The sequence below is a fragment of the Mycobacterium sp. 23 genome (assembly GCF_048287075.1).
Classification (GTDB): Bacteria; Actinomycetota; Actinomycetes; order Mycobacteriales; family Mycobacteriaceae; genus Mycobacterium; species Mycobacterium gordonae_B.
Genome location: NZ_JBLVUX010000005.1, coordinates 4,107,353 through 4,122,451, shown reverse-complemented (window position 1 = coordinate 4,122,451; position 15,099 = coordinate 4,107,353). Strand labels below are relative to the sequence as shown.

The window sequence follows — 15,099 nt, the reverse complement described above, 5'->3', positions numbered from 1 at the left end:
GTCCGCGTTCCCTTTTCTGATGAGAGCAATGAGGAATAAATGACTGACACAACGCTGCCTCCTGGTGACGGACCGGTAGACCGGATCGAACCGGTCGACATTCAGCAGGAGATGCAGCGCAGCTACATCGATTACGCCATGAGCGTGATCGTCGGCCGCGCCCTGCCGGAAGTCCGCGACGGCCTGAAGCCGGTGCACCGCCGGGTGCTGTATGCCATGTACGACAGCGGTTTCCGGCCGGATCGCAGTCACGCCAAGTCGGCACGTTCGGTCGCCGAAACGATGGGTAACTACCACCCGCACGGTGACGCGTCGATCTACGACACCCTGGTGCGCATGGCGCAGCCGTGGTCGCTGCGCTACCCGCTGGTCGACGGCCAGGGGAACTTCGGCTCGCCGGGCAACGACCCACCGGCCGCGATGAGATACACCGAAGCGCGGCTGACCCCGTTGGCGATGGAGATGCTACGTGAAATCGACGAAGAGACAGTCGATTTCATTCCGAACTACGACGGCCGGGTGCAAGAGCCGACCGTCCTGCCCAGCCGGTTCCCCAACCTGCTGGCCAACGGTTCGGGTGGCATCGCCGTCGGTATGGCCACCAACATCCCGCCGCACAACCTGCGCGAGCTGGCCGAGGCGGTGTTCTGGTGCCTGGAGAACTACGACGCCGACGAAGAGGCGACGCTGACCGCCGTCATGGAGCGGGTCAAGGGGCCCGACTTCCCGACCTCCGGTCTGATCGTCGGGTCTCAGGGCATCTCCGATGCCTATAAGACCGGCCGCGGTTCCATCCGCATGCGCGGAGTCGTTGAGGTAGAAGAAGATTCACGCGGCCGTACCTCGCTGGTTATCACCGAGCTGCCGTACCAGGTCAACCACGACAACTTCATCACCTCGATCGCCGAACAGGTCCGCGACGGCCGGCTGGCCGGTATCTCCAACATCGAAGACCAGTCCAGCGACCGCGTCGGGCTGCGCATCGTCGTGGAGATCAAGCGCGACGCCGTGGCCAAGGTGGTGCTCAACAACCTCTACAAGCACACCCAGCTGCAGACCAGCTTCGGCGCGAACATGCTGTCCATCGTCGACGGTGTACCGCGGACCCTGCGCCTGGACCAGATGATTCGCTACTACGTCGAGCATCAACTCGACGTGATCGTACGGCGCACCACCTACCGGTTGCGAAAAGCCAATGAGCGGGCCCACATTCTGCGCGGTCTGGTCAAAGCGCTCGACGCGCTGGACGAAGTGATCGCGTTGATCCGGGCGTCTGAAACCGTCGAGATCGCCCGCCAGGGCTTGATCGAGTTGCTCGACATCGACGAAATCCAGGCCCAGGCCATCCTGGACATGCAGCTGCGGCGCCTGGCCGCCCTGGAGCGTCAGCGCATCGTCGACGACCTGGCCAAGATCGAAGCCGAAATCGCCGATCTGGAAGACATTCTCGCCAAACCGGAGCGTCAGCGCGGCATCGTGCGCGACGAGCTCGGCGAGATCGTGGAGAAGCATGGCGACGACCGTCGCACCCGGATCATCGCCGCCGACGGGGATGTCAGCGACGAGGATCTGATCGCACGCGAGGACGTCGTTGTCACGATCACCGAGACCGGCTACGCCAAGCGCACCAAGACCGATCTGTACCGCAGCCAGAAGCGCGGCGGCAAGGGGGTGCAGGGCGCCGGGCTCAAGCAGGACGACATCGTGCGGCACTTCTTCGTCTGCTCCACCCACGACTGGATCCTGTTCTTCACCACCCAGGGCCGGGTGTACCGGGCCAAGGCCTACGAGCTTCCGGAGGCCTTGCGCACCGCCCGCGGCCAGCACGTGGCCAACCTGCTGGCCTTCCAGCCCGAAGAACGCATCGCCCAGGTCATCCAGATCAAGAGTTACGAGGATGCGCCGTACCTGGTGCTGGCCACCAGGAACGGGTTGGTCAAGAAGTCGAAACTCACCGACTTCGACTCCAACCGGTCGGGCGGAATCGTGGCGGTCAACCTGCGCGACGGCGACGAGCTGGTCGGCGCGGTGTTGTGCTCGGCCGACGAGGACCTGCTGCTGGTGTCGGCCAACGGGCAGTCCATCCGGTTCTCGGCGACCGACGAGGCACTGCGGCCGATGGGCCGCGCGACCTCCGGCGTACAGGGCATGCGGTTCAACACCGACGACCGGCTGCTCTCGCTGAATGTGGTCCGGGAAGGCACGTACCTGCTGGTCGCCACTGCCGGTGGGTACGCCAAGCGCACTGGAATAGAGGAGTACCCGGTGCAGGGGCGCGGCGGCAAGGGCGTGCTGACGATCATGTACGACCGCCGGCGCGGCCGCCTGGTCGGAGCGTTGATCGTGGACGACGAGAGCGAGCTCTACGCCATCACCTCGGTCGGCGGAGTCATCCGGACCACCGCCAAGCAGGTGCGCAAGGCAGGTCGGCAGACCAAGGGTGTGCGCCTGATGAATCTGGGCGAGGGCGACACCCTGTTGGCCATCGCCCGCAACGCCGAGGAGAGCGCCGACGCCGAGGTGGAGGGCGAAGAGGCGGACAGCTGACCGGGCGGGGGGTCGGCACGGCGCGAACCCGGCATAGACTCAGCTACCTGAGCAGACACGTTAGGAGTCGGGGTGAGTTCACCGAACGAGCCGGGCGGCCCCGGTCAGGGCGACAACCCGAACGGGGACGGATCGGGCGAGCGCGCCGGTGCGCACCGCGCGACCACGGGTCCCGGCCGCCTTCCGGAGGGCGCAGACGCGCCGCCGTGGCAGCGGGGTGCCACCCGCGCGGGTTCTCAAACCGGGTCTCGGCCGGCGGCTGACCCACCCACCGACGTCCGGACGCCGACCAGTTCGGAAGCTCGGCTGAACCGTTTCATCTCCGGGACGTCGGGACCGACGCCCGGCCCACAGGCGGAGGTCCCAGCCGTGCGTAGTGAAAACCCACCCGCCGAGGCGTACGCCAGCGAACTGCCGGACCTCTCCGGCCCGATCCCGCGGGCTACCCAACGCAAGCCCGAACGTCCCGCCGACACACCCGCGTCGTCGACGAGTCGCCCGGCCGCCGGGGAAGCGCGGGAAGCGCGCGGGGTAGCGGTCGGCTCCCGGCGCGGCCGCGGGCCGGTGCGGGCCAGCATGCAGATCCGGCGCATCGACCCGTGGAGCACCCTGAAGGTGTCGCTGCTGCTGTCGGTGGCGCTGTTCTTCGTCTGGATGATCGCGGTGGCGTTCCTCTACCTGGTGCTCGGTGGCATGGGCGTGTGGTCGAAACTGAACAGCAATGTCGGCGACCTGCTGAACAACACCAGCGGTAGCAGCGGCGAACTCGTTTCGAGCGGAACCATTTTCGGCGGCGCCGTGCTGATCGGTCTGGTCAACATCGTGCTGATGACCGCGATGGCCACCATCGCCGCCTTTGTCTACAACCTGACTACCGACCTCATCGGTGGGATCGAAGTGACACTGGCAGATCGGGACTAGACGGGATGCGTTTTGGGAGTCAGGCGGCCGGTGCGGTAATCTCGTCGCTCGGCCGTACTGGCAGTACGGGCCTATAGCTCAGGCGGTTAGAGCGCTTCGCTGATAACGAAGAGGTCGGAGGTTCGAGTCCTCCTAGGCCCACGATCATGTGCCCGTCAAGACGTCGTGTGAAATTCGCGCTGCCGCTGGCAGCGGCCGCCGCCGTGGGTGCGGCGGCGGTGGTGCGTTCACGGCGCGACGTCGAGGTCTGGCATGTGGCGCCCGATCAGACCCCTGGCGACCGGCCGGACAACCCAGAGGGGCCTTAGCTCAGTTGGTAGAGCACCGCCTTTGCAAGGCGGGTGTCAGGGGTTCGATTCCCCTAGGCTCCACAAGTTTTCAATTTCTCGTCGAGCATTCAGCCCGCGCTGAGGGCGTACTTCTTCGACTACTGGACGCCCTGAACGCAGTCTCGATGCCGTCAGCGCGGCCTTGACAACGACCGACTACGGCCGCGGCTGCACGTCCACGCTGGGCGGGCGAGGTGAAGGCTCCGGCTTCGACGAGCGCCGCACCACGCTGAAGGCGACCGCGCCGCCGGCCAGGACCACGACGGTCGCTGCACCCGCGATCAGCCACGGCTTCTTGCTGCGGCGCTGATTGCGGCGCGCCTCCTGCAGCAGCTGGGGCAGGCTGGCGGCCACTTCCTGAGCGGCCGCGAGCTCCTGGCCGATCGTCTCCTGGGCGGCCGCGATCTCCCGCGCCAACCGGCCTTCCCGGTAGCGGCGGCGAACTTCCGTCGCGGTGGAGTGCGCCGATTGCACCCCAAGGCCGACCACGCCGCGGGTGACGTCCACGGGTCCCACCGCCGAATAGGTCAGGCCACGGGTCAGTCGCTCGCGTGGTGTCAACGAGGCTTCCGCCTTCTGGCTCATCTGCCGCCTTTCGATGTACTGCTCAAGTCTTACGCAGTCCTACCAGGTGGCGAGGCCCTAGAGCTAGAGGGTGCCGCCGGGTGTGCCGCCGACGGCACCGGCTGCGGGAGGGGCCGCCGGTAGTGGCAGACTGTGATGCCGTGACTAACAGCCCCATTCAGACCGCTACCGCCACGCTGCACACCAACCGCGGAGACATCAAGGTCGCCCTGTTCGGGAACCACGCGCCCAAGACCGTCGCCAACTTCGTCGGCCTGGCGCAGGGCACCAAGGAGTACTCGACCCAGAACGCGTCGGGCGGTCCGTCGGGCCCGTTCTATGACGGCGCGGTTTTCCACCGGGTGATCCGGGGCTTCATGATCCAGGGTGGCGACCCGACCGGCACCGGCCGCGGCGGCCCCGGCTACAAGTTCGCTGACGAGTTCCACCCCGAGCTGCAGTTCGACCGTCCGTACCTGCTCGCGATGGCCAACGCCGGCCCGGGCACCAACGGCTCCCAGTTCTTCATCACCGTCGGCCCCACCCCGCACCTGAACCGGCGCCACACGATCTTCGGTGAGGTCATCGACCCCGACTCGCAGGGCGTCGTCGACGCGATCGCCACCACGCAGACCGACGGCAACGACCGTCCCACCAACCCGGTCGTCATCGAGTCGATCACCATTTCCTGACCGGGGCCGCCCACGGCGGGCGCGCCTGCGACGCGCGCTCGCCGAACTGAATGTCAGCCCGCGTAACCCGCGTCGGTGAGCGCGTCCAGCACCTCAAGCGGGTCGGTGCCCAGGTCCCAGCGGGACAGGATCAGCAGTCCGCCGTCGACGGTCTCGAGCTCGAGTAGGCGGACCCGGCGCCCGTGCCGGCGGAACTCCGAGATGCGAATGATCTTCAGGACATCTCGGCGGAACACCTGCGTGCGGAACCAGCCGCGCACCACCAGACCCTCGGGCGTGATTGCCAGCTTGGGCCGTGCGCGCCACGATGCCGCAGCAAACAGGAGCAGACCCGCCGCGGCAATGCCGGCGATTACCCGGCCCGGCGGGTCTGTGACCAGCGTCACAGTCGCGGTAGCCAGCAGGACGCCGCCGATCGCGCAACCAGCGATTCCCGCCGTCTGCGGCGCCCACTCAGTTTGCTGCATGCCCGACTGAACCCCCCTCACCACGGCAGATCCGGTTATCCACAGACGCTATCAACAGTGGGGATGAATCACACGCGTGTGATTGGGTGACCGGAAGGTTGCTGGCGTGCCGACGGAACAATCACAGAATGAATGCATTACGTCCGCGTCAATCCCTGTCCCGGCCGCTCAGTGCCAGCGCATCGTGAGCAACAACCCGGTGATCATGAAAGCGAAGGCGATCGCGTAGTTCCACGGACCCAGTTCCGCCATCCAGTGCAGCGCCGCGGGGGCCTGCGGACCGTAGGCGGCCAGCTGGAACACCATCAACCAGACCAGGCCGACGAGCATCAGCCCGATGAACAAGGCGACGAACCACACGCTCGACGGCCCGACCTTGACTTTCACCGGGGTCCGGCTGACCGCGGAGACGGTGAAGTCGTTCTTCTTGCGGACCTTCGACTTGGGCATGTGTACCTCTGATACCTCAACAAAGTGCTGGACGGGTGCAACGATTACGGTTGCATGCAGGTAGAGCTCGGATACGAGACTAGCCCACAGGAGACACCATGATCGATCGGCGCCGTTCGCCGTGGCGCTTCGGTGTGCCTCTGGTCTGTCTGCTGGCCGGACTGCTGCTGGCCGCCACCCACGGCGTTTCCGGCGGCGCGGAGATCCGCCGCAGCGATGCGCCCCGCCTGGTCGACCTGGTCCGCGAGACACGTACGTCGGTCAGCCACCTCGATGCCGAGCGGGAGACCCTGACCAGGAAGATCGACGCCGCGCACGGCCGGTCTTCGGACGTCGCACTGAAGGCGATGCTGAAGCGGGCCGCGGAGCTGGCCGCCGACGCGGACATGAACCCGGTGCACGGCCCCGGCCTGGTCGTCGTCCTCAACGATGCCCAGCGCGACGCCAACGGCCGGTTCCCGCGCGACGCCACACCCGACGACCTGGTGGTGCACCAGCAGGACATCGACGGGGTGCTCAACGCGTTGTGGAGTGCGGGGGCCGAGGCGATCCAGATGCAGGACCAGCGGATCATCGCCAGCTCGGTGGTCCGGTGCGTCGGCAATACACTGCTGCTGAATGGGCGCACCTACAGCCCGCCGTATTCCATCACCGCGATCGGCAACGCGACGGCCATGCAGGCGGCCCTGGCCGCCGCTCCCCTGGTGACGCTCTACAAGCAGTACGTGGTCCGCTTCGGCCTGGGCTACCGGGAGGACGTCAAGCCCGACGTCGCCGTGGTCGGCCACGCCGAACCGGTGCGCCTGCACTTCGCGCAGCCGATCGGCCCCATCGGCTACTGACCGCAGCCGTCTACAGCGGGCGGTAACCTGTCACGATGCGGATCCTGGTCGTCGACAACTACGACAGCTTCGTGTTCAACCTGGTGCAGTACCTGGGCCAGCTGGGCGTCGAGGCCGAGGTGTGGCGCAACGACGACGCCAGGCTCGCAGACGCCGACGAGGTGGCCGGCGAATTCGACGGCGTACTGCTCAGCCCCGGCCCCGGCACTCCGGAGCGCGCGGGCGCTTCGGTCGCTCTGGTGCGTGCATGCGCCGCAGCGAACACACCGCTGCTCGGCGTCTGCTTAGGACACCAGGCCATCGGGGTTGCGTTCGGCGCCACCGTCGACCGCGCGCCGGAGTTGCTGCACGGCAAGACGAGCAGCGTGTTCCACGCCAATGCCGGTGTGCTGCAAGGCCTTCCGGATCCGTTCACGGCCACCCGGTACCACTCGCTGACCATCCTGCCCGAGTCGCTGCCGGCTGAGCTGGAGGCCATCGCCCACACCCAGAGCGGGGTGATCATGGCCGTGCGGCACACGTCGTTGCCGATCCACGGCGTCCAGTTCCATCCCGAGTCGATCCTCACCGAGGGCGGGCACCGGATGCTGGCCAACTGGCTCAGCTACTGCGGCTGGGTACGCGACGACACCCTGGTGCGCCGGCTGGAGAACGAGGTGCTCACCGCGATCCGGCCGCACATCCCGACCGATGCAGGCGCTACTGACCGAACTTCAGCGTGATCACGCCGTCCCGGTTCACGCCGCTGCCGGCCGACGGGCTCTGATAGACCACCTTGTTGTGCAGGTTGCCGCCGGCGTCGACGTCGGGACCCTTGTCCAGCACCCCGGTCCAGCCCAGCGCCCGAAGCCGTGGTTCGGCATCGGTCCAGAACATGCCCGACACATCCGGCATGATGAACTGGTTGCCCTTGGAGACCTGCAACTCGATGACCGTGTCGATCGGTTGCGTCTCACCCTTGGCCGGGTTGGTGCCGATCACTTCGCCGGCCGGGCGTGGGCTGTCCACCTGGGTCTGGGTGATCTTGGTGAAGCCGTAGACGCTGAGGTTCTTCTGGGCGACGTCGACGGTCTGTCCCGTGACGTCGGGGATCTGCTTGGTTTCCGGACCTGAGCCCACGATGATCGTGATCACGTTGGTGATCGCCGAGGTCTGATTGGCCGGGGGGTTGGTCCCGACGACCTTGCCCTGCAACTCCGGGGTTGACGGTGAGTTGGCCTGCTTGAACTTGTTGAAGCCGGCCGCGGTGAGCTTCTTGACCGCCTCGGAGTAGGTCAGGGAGGACACGTCGGGCACTTCTCGCTGCTCCGGCCCGGTGGAGACGTTGATGGTGATCTCGTCGCCGGCTCCCACCGAGGAGTTCGCGGCCGGATCGGTGCCGATGACGTGATCCGGCAGGATCTGGGAGTCGGGCTTCTGCTGGGTGCGGGTCTTGAAGCCCTTGTTCTGCAGCGCCACGATCGCATCGGCGGACGTCTGGCCTCGCACGTCGGGAACCTGGACGCTGCGGGTGTTCCCGCCGAAGGTGTTGATCGCGATGGTCACGACGATCGTCAGGACGGCCAGCACGGCGACCACGGCCACCCACCGGCCCACCGAACCGGCGCCGCGGTCGCGGTCGGAGTTGTCGAAGTTCTGCCGGGGCAGCGGGTCGGTGCGCGGACCGGCGTGGCCGGCGCCCGAGGACGACATGAATGCCTTGCGCTCCGCCCCGGTGAGCACCTTGGGCGCTTCGGGGGTTTCGCCGTTGTGCACCCGCACCAGGTCGGCACGCATCTCCGCCGCGGTCTGGTACCGGTTCTCGGGGTTCTTGGCCAGCGCCTTGAGCACCACCGCGTCGAGGTCCGCGGATATCCCTTCGTGGCGCTCCGACGGCGGAATCGGGTCTTCCCGCACATGCTGGTAGGCGACGGACACCGGCGAGTCGCCGGTGAAAGGTGGCTCCCCGGTCAGCATTTCGTAGAGAACACAGCCCAGCGAGTAGACGTCGGAGCGGGCGTCGACGGAATCGCCGCGGGCCTGCTCGGGCGAGAGATACTGCGCGGTGCCGATCACCGCGGCGGTCTGGGTGACGCTGTTGCCGCTGTCGGCGATCGCGCGGGCGATGCCGAAGTCCATGACCTTCACCGCGTTGGTGGAGCTGATCATGATGTTGGCGGGCTTCACATCGCGGTGGATGATGCCGTTCTGGTGGCTGAAGTTCAGCGCCTGGCAGGCGTCGGCGATCACCTCGATGGCCCGCTTGGGTGTCATCGGGCCCTCGGTGTGCACGATGTCGCGCAGCGTGACGCCGTCGACGTACTCCATGACGATGTAGGGCAACGGCCCGGCGGGCGTCTCCGCCTCGCCGGTGTCGTACACCGCGACGATCGCCGGGTGGTTCAGCGCCGCGGCGTTCTGCGCCTCGCGCCGGAAGCGGAGATAGAAGCTGGGGTCGCGGGCCAGGTCAGCGCGCAGCACCTTGACCGCGACGTCGCGGTGTAGCCGCAAGTCACGGGCGAGGTGAACTTCGGACATGCCTCCGAAGCCGAGGATGTCGCCCAGTTCGTAGCGGTCGGACAGATGCCGAGGGGTGGTCATCGAGGTGTCTCATATCGGGCCAGCGAGGCGTGCAGTACAGAATTACCCGTTAATGGACTTTCCGTCCAGTTGAAACCGGAGTTCGGTGCCGGCCCGATCTCTGCACTGCCGGTGTTGGTCACCGTCGGCGGCGGAGACGGTTGATTGTCCCCCTTGGAGTTGATGACGATCAGCACCGCGATGATGATCGCGAGTGCTCCGAGCACACCCGCTGCCCACAGCAGCGCGCGCTGTCCCGACGAGAACGTGCGCCGTGCCGGGGGCCGGTGCCCACCGGCGGCACGGCGTGGCGCCGTGGTGCGGGTGGCGGGTGCGGGCGCGATCCGGGCGGGGGTGGCCGACGGGATGGCCGCGGGGGCTGCCCGCCCCGGCGGCGGTGACTGGCTGGGTCGCGGCGGACGGCGCCCGGCCCGAACCGCGGCCACGGCGTCGGCGAACGGCCCACCGCTGCGGTACCGCTGGCTGGGATTCTTCACCAGCGTGATCTCGATCAGTTCCCGGACATTGGGCGGCAGGTCGGCGGGCAGCGGCGGCGGCGGCTCCTTGATGTGCTTCATCGCCACAGTCAGCGCGCCGTCGCCGGTGAACGGCCGCTTGCCCGAAACCACCTCGTACCCAACAACTCCCAGTGCGTACACGTCGCTGGCGGGAGTGGCGTCGTGGCCGAGGGCCTGCTCGGGGGCGATGTACTGCGCGGTGCCCATCACCATGCCGGTCTGGGTCACCGGTGCCGCGTCGACGGCCTTGGCGATACCGAAGTCGGTGATCTTCACCTGTCCGGTCGGGGTGATCAGGATGTTGCCCGGCTTGACGTCGCGGTGCACCAGGCCGGCGGCGTGTGCGATCTGCAGTGCGCGACCGGTCTGTTCGAGCATGTCCAGCGCGTGCCGCAGCGAAAGGCGGCCCGTGCGCTTGAGCACCGAGTTCAACGGCTCGCCGTTGACCAGCTCCATCACCAGGTAGGCCGTGCGGCCCTCCCCGTCCATCGCGCTTTCGCCATAGTCATGGACCTGCGCGATACCGGGATGGTTGAGCATCGCGGTGGTGCGTGCTTCAGCCCGGAACCGCTCGATGAACTCCGGGTCCTGCGAGAATTCCTGCTTGAGCACCTTGACCGCGACGCGCCGGCCCAGGCGGCTGTCGACCGCCTCCCACACCTGGCCCATGCCACCGGTGGCGATGAGCCGCTGCAGCCGGTACCGGCCGGACAGCGTCACCCCAACTCTCGGACTCATGGTCCCCCTTGCAAAGCAGCCTCGATTACTGCCCTCCCGATGGGCGCGGCGAGCGCTCCCCCGGTCGCGGACAAGCGATCGCCGCCGTTTTCCACCAGCACCGCCACGGCAATCTTCGGGGCCTGCGCAGGTGCGAAGGCGATGTACCACGCGTGCGGTGGAGTATGCCGCGGGTCGGTGCCATGCTCGGCAGTACCCGTCTTGGATGCGATCTGCACGCCGGGGATAGCCCCTTTCTGCTGTGCGACTTTCTCGGCGCCGACCATCAGCTCTGTTAGCTTAGCGGCGACCTGCGGCGACACCGCGCGGCGCTGCTGGTACGGGGCCGTGGTGCTGATATTGGCCAGATCCGGCCCCTTGAGGCTTTCTACCAGGTACGGCTGCATCAGGACGCCACCGTTGGCGATGGTCGCAGCCACCTCCGCATTCTCCAGCGGGGTCAGCGCGACGTCTTTCTGCCCGATGCTGGTCATCCCCAGCGCGGCGCCGTCCGGAATCGCCCCGACGGTGGATTCGGCTACCTGCAGCGGAATCGGATCGGGCGCGCTGTCCAGGCCGAACGCGTGCGCCATGCTGCGCAGCGCGTCGGTTCCGGTGAGCAGGCCGAGCTGCACGAACGCGGTATTGCAGGACTTGGCGAACGCCTCGCTCAACGGCACCGTGTCGCCGGGACCGCACGGGGTGCCGCCGTAGTTCTCCAGGGTCGCCGTGCTGTTGGGCAGCGGAATCCTGGCCGCGGCGGTCAGCTGCTGGGTCTCGGTGGAGCCGGCCTGCAGCGCCGCCGCGGTGGTGATCACCTTGAATGTCGACCCGGGCGGATACGTCTCGGAGATGGCCCGGTTGAGCAGGGGGTTGTCGGGGTTGTCGCGGAGACTCTGCCAGGCCTGAGCCTGCACGTCGGGGTTGTGCGACGCCAGCAGATTGGGGTCGTACGACGGCGATGACACCAGTGCCAGGATCTTGCCGGTGGACGGCTCCAAAGCGACGACGGCGCCCTTGCAGGGCGAGCCCGCGCACCCCTGCTGCATCGCGTCCCACCCGGCCTGCTGGATGCGCGGGCGGATCGTCGTGTCGATGTTGCCCCCGCGCGGGTCGCGGCCGGTGAAGAAGTCCGCCAGCCGCCGGCCGAAGAGCCGCTCGTCGGAGCCGTTGAGCAGCGAATCCTCGGCACGTTCCAGGCCTGCGCTGGAGTAGCGCAACGAGTAGAAACCGGTGACCGGCGCGTATGCCGCCGGATTGGGATACACCCGCAGAAAACGGAAACGGCTGTCCGTGGCCACCGAATACGCGAGCAGCTGACCGCCGGCGATGATCTGTCCGCGCTGGCGCGAGTACTCGTCGAGCAGCACCCGCTGGTTTCGCGGGTCGGCCCGCAGCCCGTCGGCCGTGAAGACCTGCGTCATCGTGGCATTGAGCAGCAGCAACACGATCAACGCCATCACGGTCATCGAGATTCGGCGAAGTGAGGTGTTCATACGCGCTCGATCACCTCGGTACTGGCCGCCGCGATCGGCGCCTTCTTGCGCGGGCGGGTGCGCAGCGGACGGCGGGCGCCGTCGGAGATCCGGGCCAGGATGCCCAGCAGCACGTAGTTGGCCAGCAGCGAGGAACCGCCGTAGGACATCCACGGCGTGGTCAACCCGGTCAGTGGTATCAGCTTGGTGACGCCGCCGACGACGATGAACAGCTGAATCGCCAGCGTCGAGGCCAGACCCGCGGCCAGGAGCTTGCCGAAGCTGTCGCGGGTGGCGATCGCCGTGCGCATGCCTCGGATGATGATGATCGTGTAGAGCATCAGGATGCTGGCCAGTCCGACCAGGCCCAGTTCTTCGCCGAACGCGGCGATGATGAAGTCCGTCGAGGCGGCGGGGACGGTGTCCGGCTGCCCGTTGCCCAGCCCGGTGCCGAAGATGCCGCCGGTGGCGAAGCTGAACAGGGCCTGCACCATCTGATAGCCGGTGCCGTCGGGGTCGGCGAACGGATCCAGCCACGTCTGCACGCGAACGCGCACGTGCGCGAACAGGTGATACGCCACCAGGCTTCCGCCGGCGAACAGCACCAGGCCGAGCATCACCCAGCTGAACCGCTGGGTGGCCAGGTAGACCACCACGAGAAAGGACGCGTACAGCAGCAGCGAGGTGCCGAGGTCCTTTTCGAAGACCATCACGCCCACCGAGATCACCCAGGCAGCCAGCAGCGGAGCAAGGTCCCGCGGCCGCGGCAGGGTCAGCCCCAGCACATGCTTGCCCGCGCTGGTGAACAGGTTGCGCTTGGCCACCAGCACCGCCGAGAAGAAGATCAGCAGCAGGATTTTGGAGAACTCGGCGGGCTGAATCGAGAAGCCCGGCAACCGAATCCAGATTTTGGCACCGTTCTGCTCGGACAACGACGCCGGCAGCAGGGCGGGAATCACCAGAAAAATCAGCCCGGCCAGGCCACAGATATAGCCGTAGCGCGCGAGTTGGCGGTGATCCTTGAGGAACGTCACCACCACGGCAAACGCGGTGACTCCGACCAGCGTCCACAACATCTGCTGGTAGGCGCTGGGATGCCCGTGCCGGCCCACCTGCTTGTCCACCAGGTCCAGACGGTGGATCATCACCAGGCCCAGCCCGTTGAGCAGCGCCACTACCGGCAGCAGCAGCGGATCGGTGTAGGGCGCGAAGCGCCGGATCGCCAGGTGCGCGATGCCGAACAGGGTGAGAAAGCCCAGTCCGTAGGTGGTGAGGTCCCAGTGCAGGCCCCGCTCCAGGTTGGCCTCGACGATGAAGAGCGCGGCGATGGTGATGACCGCCGCGAAACACAACAGCAGCAACTCGGCGTTGCGCCGCGTGGGCAACGGAGGTGTCACCGCAACCGGTGCGGGCAGTTCCGTTGTGGTCATGCCGCGGGTCGGCAATCGGCCTGCTGTGGCGGGTTTTCGCTCGTCGTCGGCGCAGCGCTGCTGGGCGTGGTCGACGACGGCGCCGCAGGCGCTGCCGGGGTGGTGCTGGGGCGGGTCGATGGTGTGGTGGTTGCTGTCGAGTTCGGTGCCGAGGACGGTGTGGCCGACTGCGTGGCAGAGGCCGGGGCGGACGGGTTGAAGCTCGGCTCCGGGGTCCCGCTGCTGTTGGTCGACGGGGCGGACGGCTCTGGTGCCGAGGTCGCACCCTGATGGCATTTCGGCCGCAGTGACTTGGCCAGTTCGTGCAGTTGCTTGCGGGCCCCGTCGAGCGTGTCCGACGGCAGTTGCCCGGCCTGAACCGAGGCCTTGGCCGCACTGTTCAGATACTCGACTTTCATCAGCCGGCAGTTGTTGCGGTCGGGGGGTTCGCTGGGACCGATGTCGGAGATCTCGTCGTTGGAGTTGAGGCAACCCAGCGAATAGACCTCGTTCAGTGACAGACCCAGCAGCGAGCCCTGGATGCCGCGCATGATGGCAACGGTGCCGTTGTAGTCGGCGACGTAGTAGTTGTTCCGGATGACCGCGCGGCTGATGAGCAACCCGGCGATCAGCACCAGGGTCAGCAGCCCGACCACCAACCCGATCCGGCGCCGTGACCAGCGTCGCTTGGGCGGCGGTTCGACCGGCGGCGCGACTCGTTTGGTGACCTCGCCCTTGCGGGGGCCGATCGCCGAAGCGCGCCCGGCCGCGGTGTTCGGCAGGGTCAGCTGGTCGTCGCCGTCGTCGCCCGACACTGCCCCGGCCAGGATCGGCTGCGTCTGGCCGAACTCGTCGTCGACGACGTCGGCCACCACGACCGTGACGTTGTCCGGGCCGCCACCGCGCAGCGCCAGTTCGATCAGCCGGTACGCGCTCTCGGCGACGTCGGGGATTTGCAGGGCCTCGGCGATGGTGTCGTTGCTGACCGGATCGGACAGTCCATCTGAGCACAGCAGGTACCGGTCACCGGCGCGCGCCTCGCGCATCGTCAGGGTGGGCTCGACCTCGTGCCCGGTCAACGCCCGCATGATCAACGAGCGCTGCGGGTGGCTGTGCGCCTCCTCGGCGGTGATGCGCCCCTCGTCGACCAGGGTCTGGACGAAGGTGTCGTCCTTGGTGATCTGGGTGAGCTCGCCGTCGCGGAAGAGGTAGCCGCGCGAGTCGCCGATATGCACCAGCCCGAGCCGGTTGCCCGCGAACAGGATGGCGGTGAGCGTGGTGCCCATGCCCTCCAGATCAGGCTCCATTTCGACCTGCGCTGCGATCGCGGCGTTGCCGGCGCGCACCGCGGTGTCGAGCTTGGCCAGTAGGTCGCCGCCGGGCTCGTCGTCGTCGAGGTGCGCCAAGGCGGCGATCACCAGCTGGGAGGCGACCTCTCCGGCTGCGTGCCCACCCATGCCGTCGGCCAGCGCCAACAAGCGTGCGCCGGCGTAGACGGAGTCTTCGTTATTGGCGCGTACCAGGCCGCGATCGCTGCGGGCGGCATATCGCAGGACCAGGGTCACGGGCGCAACTCCTCAGTGCCGCCGAGGCCGGCACCATCGTCGTA

General features: G+C 67.4%; 14 protein-coding genes and 2 tRNA genes. 8 read left to right on the top strand and 8 right to left on the bottom strand.

Features of this window, described 5'->3' with window-relative positions; all coding sequences use genetic code 11:
• The first annotated feature begins 39 nt into the window (after window positions 1-39).
• The 5 genes from gyrA (at window position 40) to ACNQS7_RS20325 (ending at window position 3,839) form a co-directional block, all read left to right on the top strand.
• Complete coding sequence (gene gyrA / locus ACNQS7_RS20345) at window positions 40-2,547, top strand: DNA gyrase subunit A (RefSeq protein ID WP_418013978.1); 2,508 nt, start codon at window positions 40-42, stop codon at window positions 2,545-2,547.
• Window positions 2,548-2,619: 72 nt separating this feature from the next.
• Window positions 2,620-3,468: a DUF3566 domain-containing protein gene (locus tag ACNQS7_RS20340; protein WP_418013977.1), complete on the top strand. Its 849-nt coding sequence runs from the start codon at window positions 2,620-2,622 to the stop codon at window positions 3,466-3,468.
• Window positions 3,469-3,535: 67 nt separating this feature from the next.
• Window positions 3,536-3,609 (top strand) — tRNA-Ile (locus ACNQS7_RS20335).
• 26 nt (window positions 3,610-3,635) lie between these two features.
• Window positions 3,636-3,776, top strand: coding sequence for a hypothetical protein (locus tag ACNQS7_RS20330; protein ID WP_310777565.1), 141 nt, complete (start codon window positions 3,636-3,638; stop codon window positions 3,774-3,776).
• Window positions 3,767-3,839: transfer RNA gene (locus ACNQS7_RS20325), tRNA-Ala, on the top strand. The genes ACNQS7_RS20330 and ACNQS7_RS20325 overlap by 10 nt, the downstream gene beginning before the upstream one ends.
• A 114-nt stretch (window positions 3,840-3,953) precedes the next feature.
• Here ACNQS7_RS20325 and cwsA read toward each other — a convergent pair.
• The gene (gene cwsA, locus ACNQS7_RS20320) at window positions 3,954-4,382 is read right to left on the bottom strand and encodes a cell wall synthesis protein CwsA (protein WP_418013976.1); all 429 of its coding nucleotides are present in this window, start codon (window positions 4,380-4,382) and stop codon (window positions 3,954-3,956) included.
• Window positions 4,383-4,504: 122 nt separating this feature from the next.
• On the opposite strand from cwsA, the gene ACNQS7_RS20315 reads away from it, so the two are divergent.
• Window positions 4,505-5,053, top strand: coding sequence for a peptidylprolyl isomerase (locus ACNQS7_RS20315; RefSeq protein ID WP_055578117.1), 549 nt, complete (start codon window positions 4,505-4,507; stop codon window positions 5,051-5,053).
• A 53-nt stretch (window positions 5,054-5,106) separates the two neighbouring features.
• Here the strand turns inward: ACNQS7_RS20315 and ACNQS7_RS20310 are convergent, their stop codons facing one another.
• A complete protein-coding gene (locus ACNQS7_RS20310) occupies window positions 5,107-5,520 on the bottom strand; it encodes a PH domain-containing protein (RefSeq protein WP_418013975.1) in 414 nt (137 codons plus the stop codon).
• A 168-nt stretch (window positions 5,521-5,688) separates the two neighbouring features.
• A complete protein-coding gene (gene crgA, locus ACNQS7_RS20305) occupies window positions 5,689-5,970 on the bottom strand; it encodes a cell division protein CrgA (protein WP_418013974.1) in 282 nt (93 codons plus the stop codon).
• Window positions 5,971-6,068: 98 nt separating this feature from the next.
• On the opposite strand from crgA, the gene ACNQS7_RS20300 reads away from it, so the two are divergent.
• Window positions 6,069-6,812 carry a DUF881 domain-containing protein gene (locus tag ACNQS7_RS20300; RefSeq protein WP_418013973.1) on the top strand — a complete coding sequence of 248 codons (744 nt, stop codon included), beginning with the start codon at window positions 6,069-6,071 and terminating at the stop codon, window positions 6,810-6,812.
• 35 nt (window positions 6,813-6,847) lie between these two features.
• Entirely contained in the window at window positions 6,848-7,534 is a 687-nt protein-coding gene (locus ACNQS7_RS20295; RefSeq protein WP_418013972.1) for an aminodeoxychorismate/anthranilate synthase component II, read from the top strand.
• Here ACNQS7_RS20295 and pknB read toward each other — a convergent pair.
• The 5 genes from pknB to ACNQS7_RS20270 are packed head-to-tail and all read right to left on the bottom strand — an operon-like array spanning window position 7,512 to window position 15,055.
• Entirely contained in the window at window positions 7,512-9,392 is a 1,881-nt protein-coding gene (gene pknB / locus ACNQS7_RS20290; protein ID WP_418013971.1) for a Stk1 family PASTA domain-containing Ser/Thr kinase, read from the bottom strand. The two genes, ACNQS7_RS20295 and pknB, sit on opposite strands and share 23 nt — an antisense overlap.
• Window positions 9,389-10,627, bottom strand: coding sequence for a serine/threonine-protein kinase (locus ACNQS7_RS20285; protein WP_371934984.1), 1,239 nt, complete (start codon window positions 10,625-10,627; stop codon window positions 9,389-9,391). The genes pknB and ACNQS7_RS20285 overlap by 4 nt, the downstream gene beginning before the upstream one ends.
• The gene (gene pbpA, locus ACNQS7_RS20280; protein WP_055578123.1) at window positions 10,624-12,102 is read right to left on the bottom strand and encodes a D,D-transpeptidase PbpA; all 1,479 of its coding nucleotides are present in this window, start codon (window positions 12,100-12,102) and stop codon (window positions 10,624-10,626) included. The genes ACNQS7_RS20285 and pbpA overlap by 4 nt, the downstream gene beginning before the upstream one ends.
• A complete protein-coding gene (locus tag ACNQS7_RS20275) occupies window positions 12,099-13,511 on the bottom strand; it encodes an FtsW/RodA/SpoVE family cell cycle protein (protein ID WP_418013970.1) in 1,413 nt (470 codons plus the stop codon). Before ACNQS7_RS20275 ends, pbpA begins: the two co-directional genes overlap by 4 nt.
• Window positions 13,508-15,055, bottom strand: coding sequence for a protein phosphatase 2C domain-containing protein (locus ACNQS7_RS20270; protein ID WP_418013969.1), 1,548 nt, complete (start codon window positions 15,053-15,055; stop codon window positions 13,508-13,510). The genes ACNQS7_RS20275 and ACNQS7_RS20270 overlap by 4 nt, the downstream gene beginning before the upstream one ends.
• Window positions 15,056-15,099: the final 44 nt, after the last annotated feature.

What these genes read in the sequence shown, in the direction of transcription:
- ACNQS7_RS20300 (WP_418013973.1), top strand. Translation starts at nt 6,069, where the DNA reads ATGATCGATCGGCGCCGTTCGCCGTGGCGCTTCGGTGTGCCTCTGGTC.
- ACNQS7_RS20310 (WP_418013975.1), bottom strand. Translation starts at nt 5,520, where the DNA reads ATGCAGCAAACTGAGTGGGCGCCGCAGACGGCGGGAATCGCTGGTTGC.
- gyrA (WP_418013978.1), top strand. Translation starts at nt 40, where the DNA reads ATGACTGACACAACGCTGCCTCCTGGTGACGGACCGGTAGACCGGATC.
- crgA (WP_418013974.1), bottom strand. Translation starts at nt 5,970, where the DNA reads ATGCCCAAGTCGAAGGTCCGCAAGAAGAACGACTTCACCGTCTCCGCG.
- ACNQS7_RS20285 (WP_371934984.1), bottom strand. Translation starts at nt 10,627, where the DNA reads ATGAGTCCGAGAGTTGGGGTGACGCTGTCCGGCCGGTACCGGCTGCAG.
- cwsA (WP_418013976.1), bottom strand. Translation starts at nt 4,382, where the DNA reads ATGAGCCAGAAGGCGGAAGCCTCGTTGACACCACGCGAGCGACTGACC.
- ACNQS7_RS20275 (WP_418013970.1), bottom strand. Translation starts at nt 13,511, where the DNA reads ATGACCACAACGGAACTGCCCGCACCGGTTGCGGTGACACCTCCGTTG.
- pknB (WP_418013971.1), bottom strand. Translation starts at nt 9,392, where the DNA reads ATGACCACCCCTCGGCATCTGTCCGACCGCTACGAACTGGGCGACATC.
- pbpA (WP_055578123.1), bottom strand. Translation starts at nt 12,102, where the DNA reads ATGAACACCTCACTTCGCCGAATCTCGATGACCGTGATGGCGTTGATC.
- ACNQS7_RS20295 (WP_418013972.1), top strand. Translation starts at nt 6,848, where the DNA reads ATGCGGATCCTGGTCGTCGACAACTACGACAGCTTCGTGTTCAACCTG.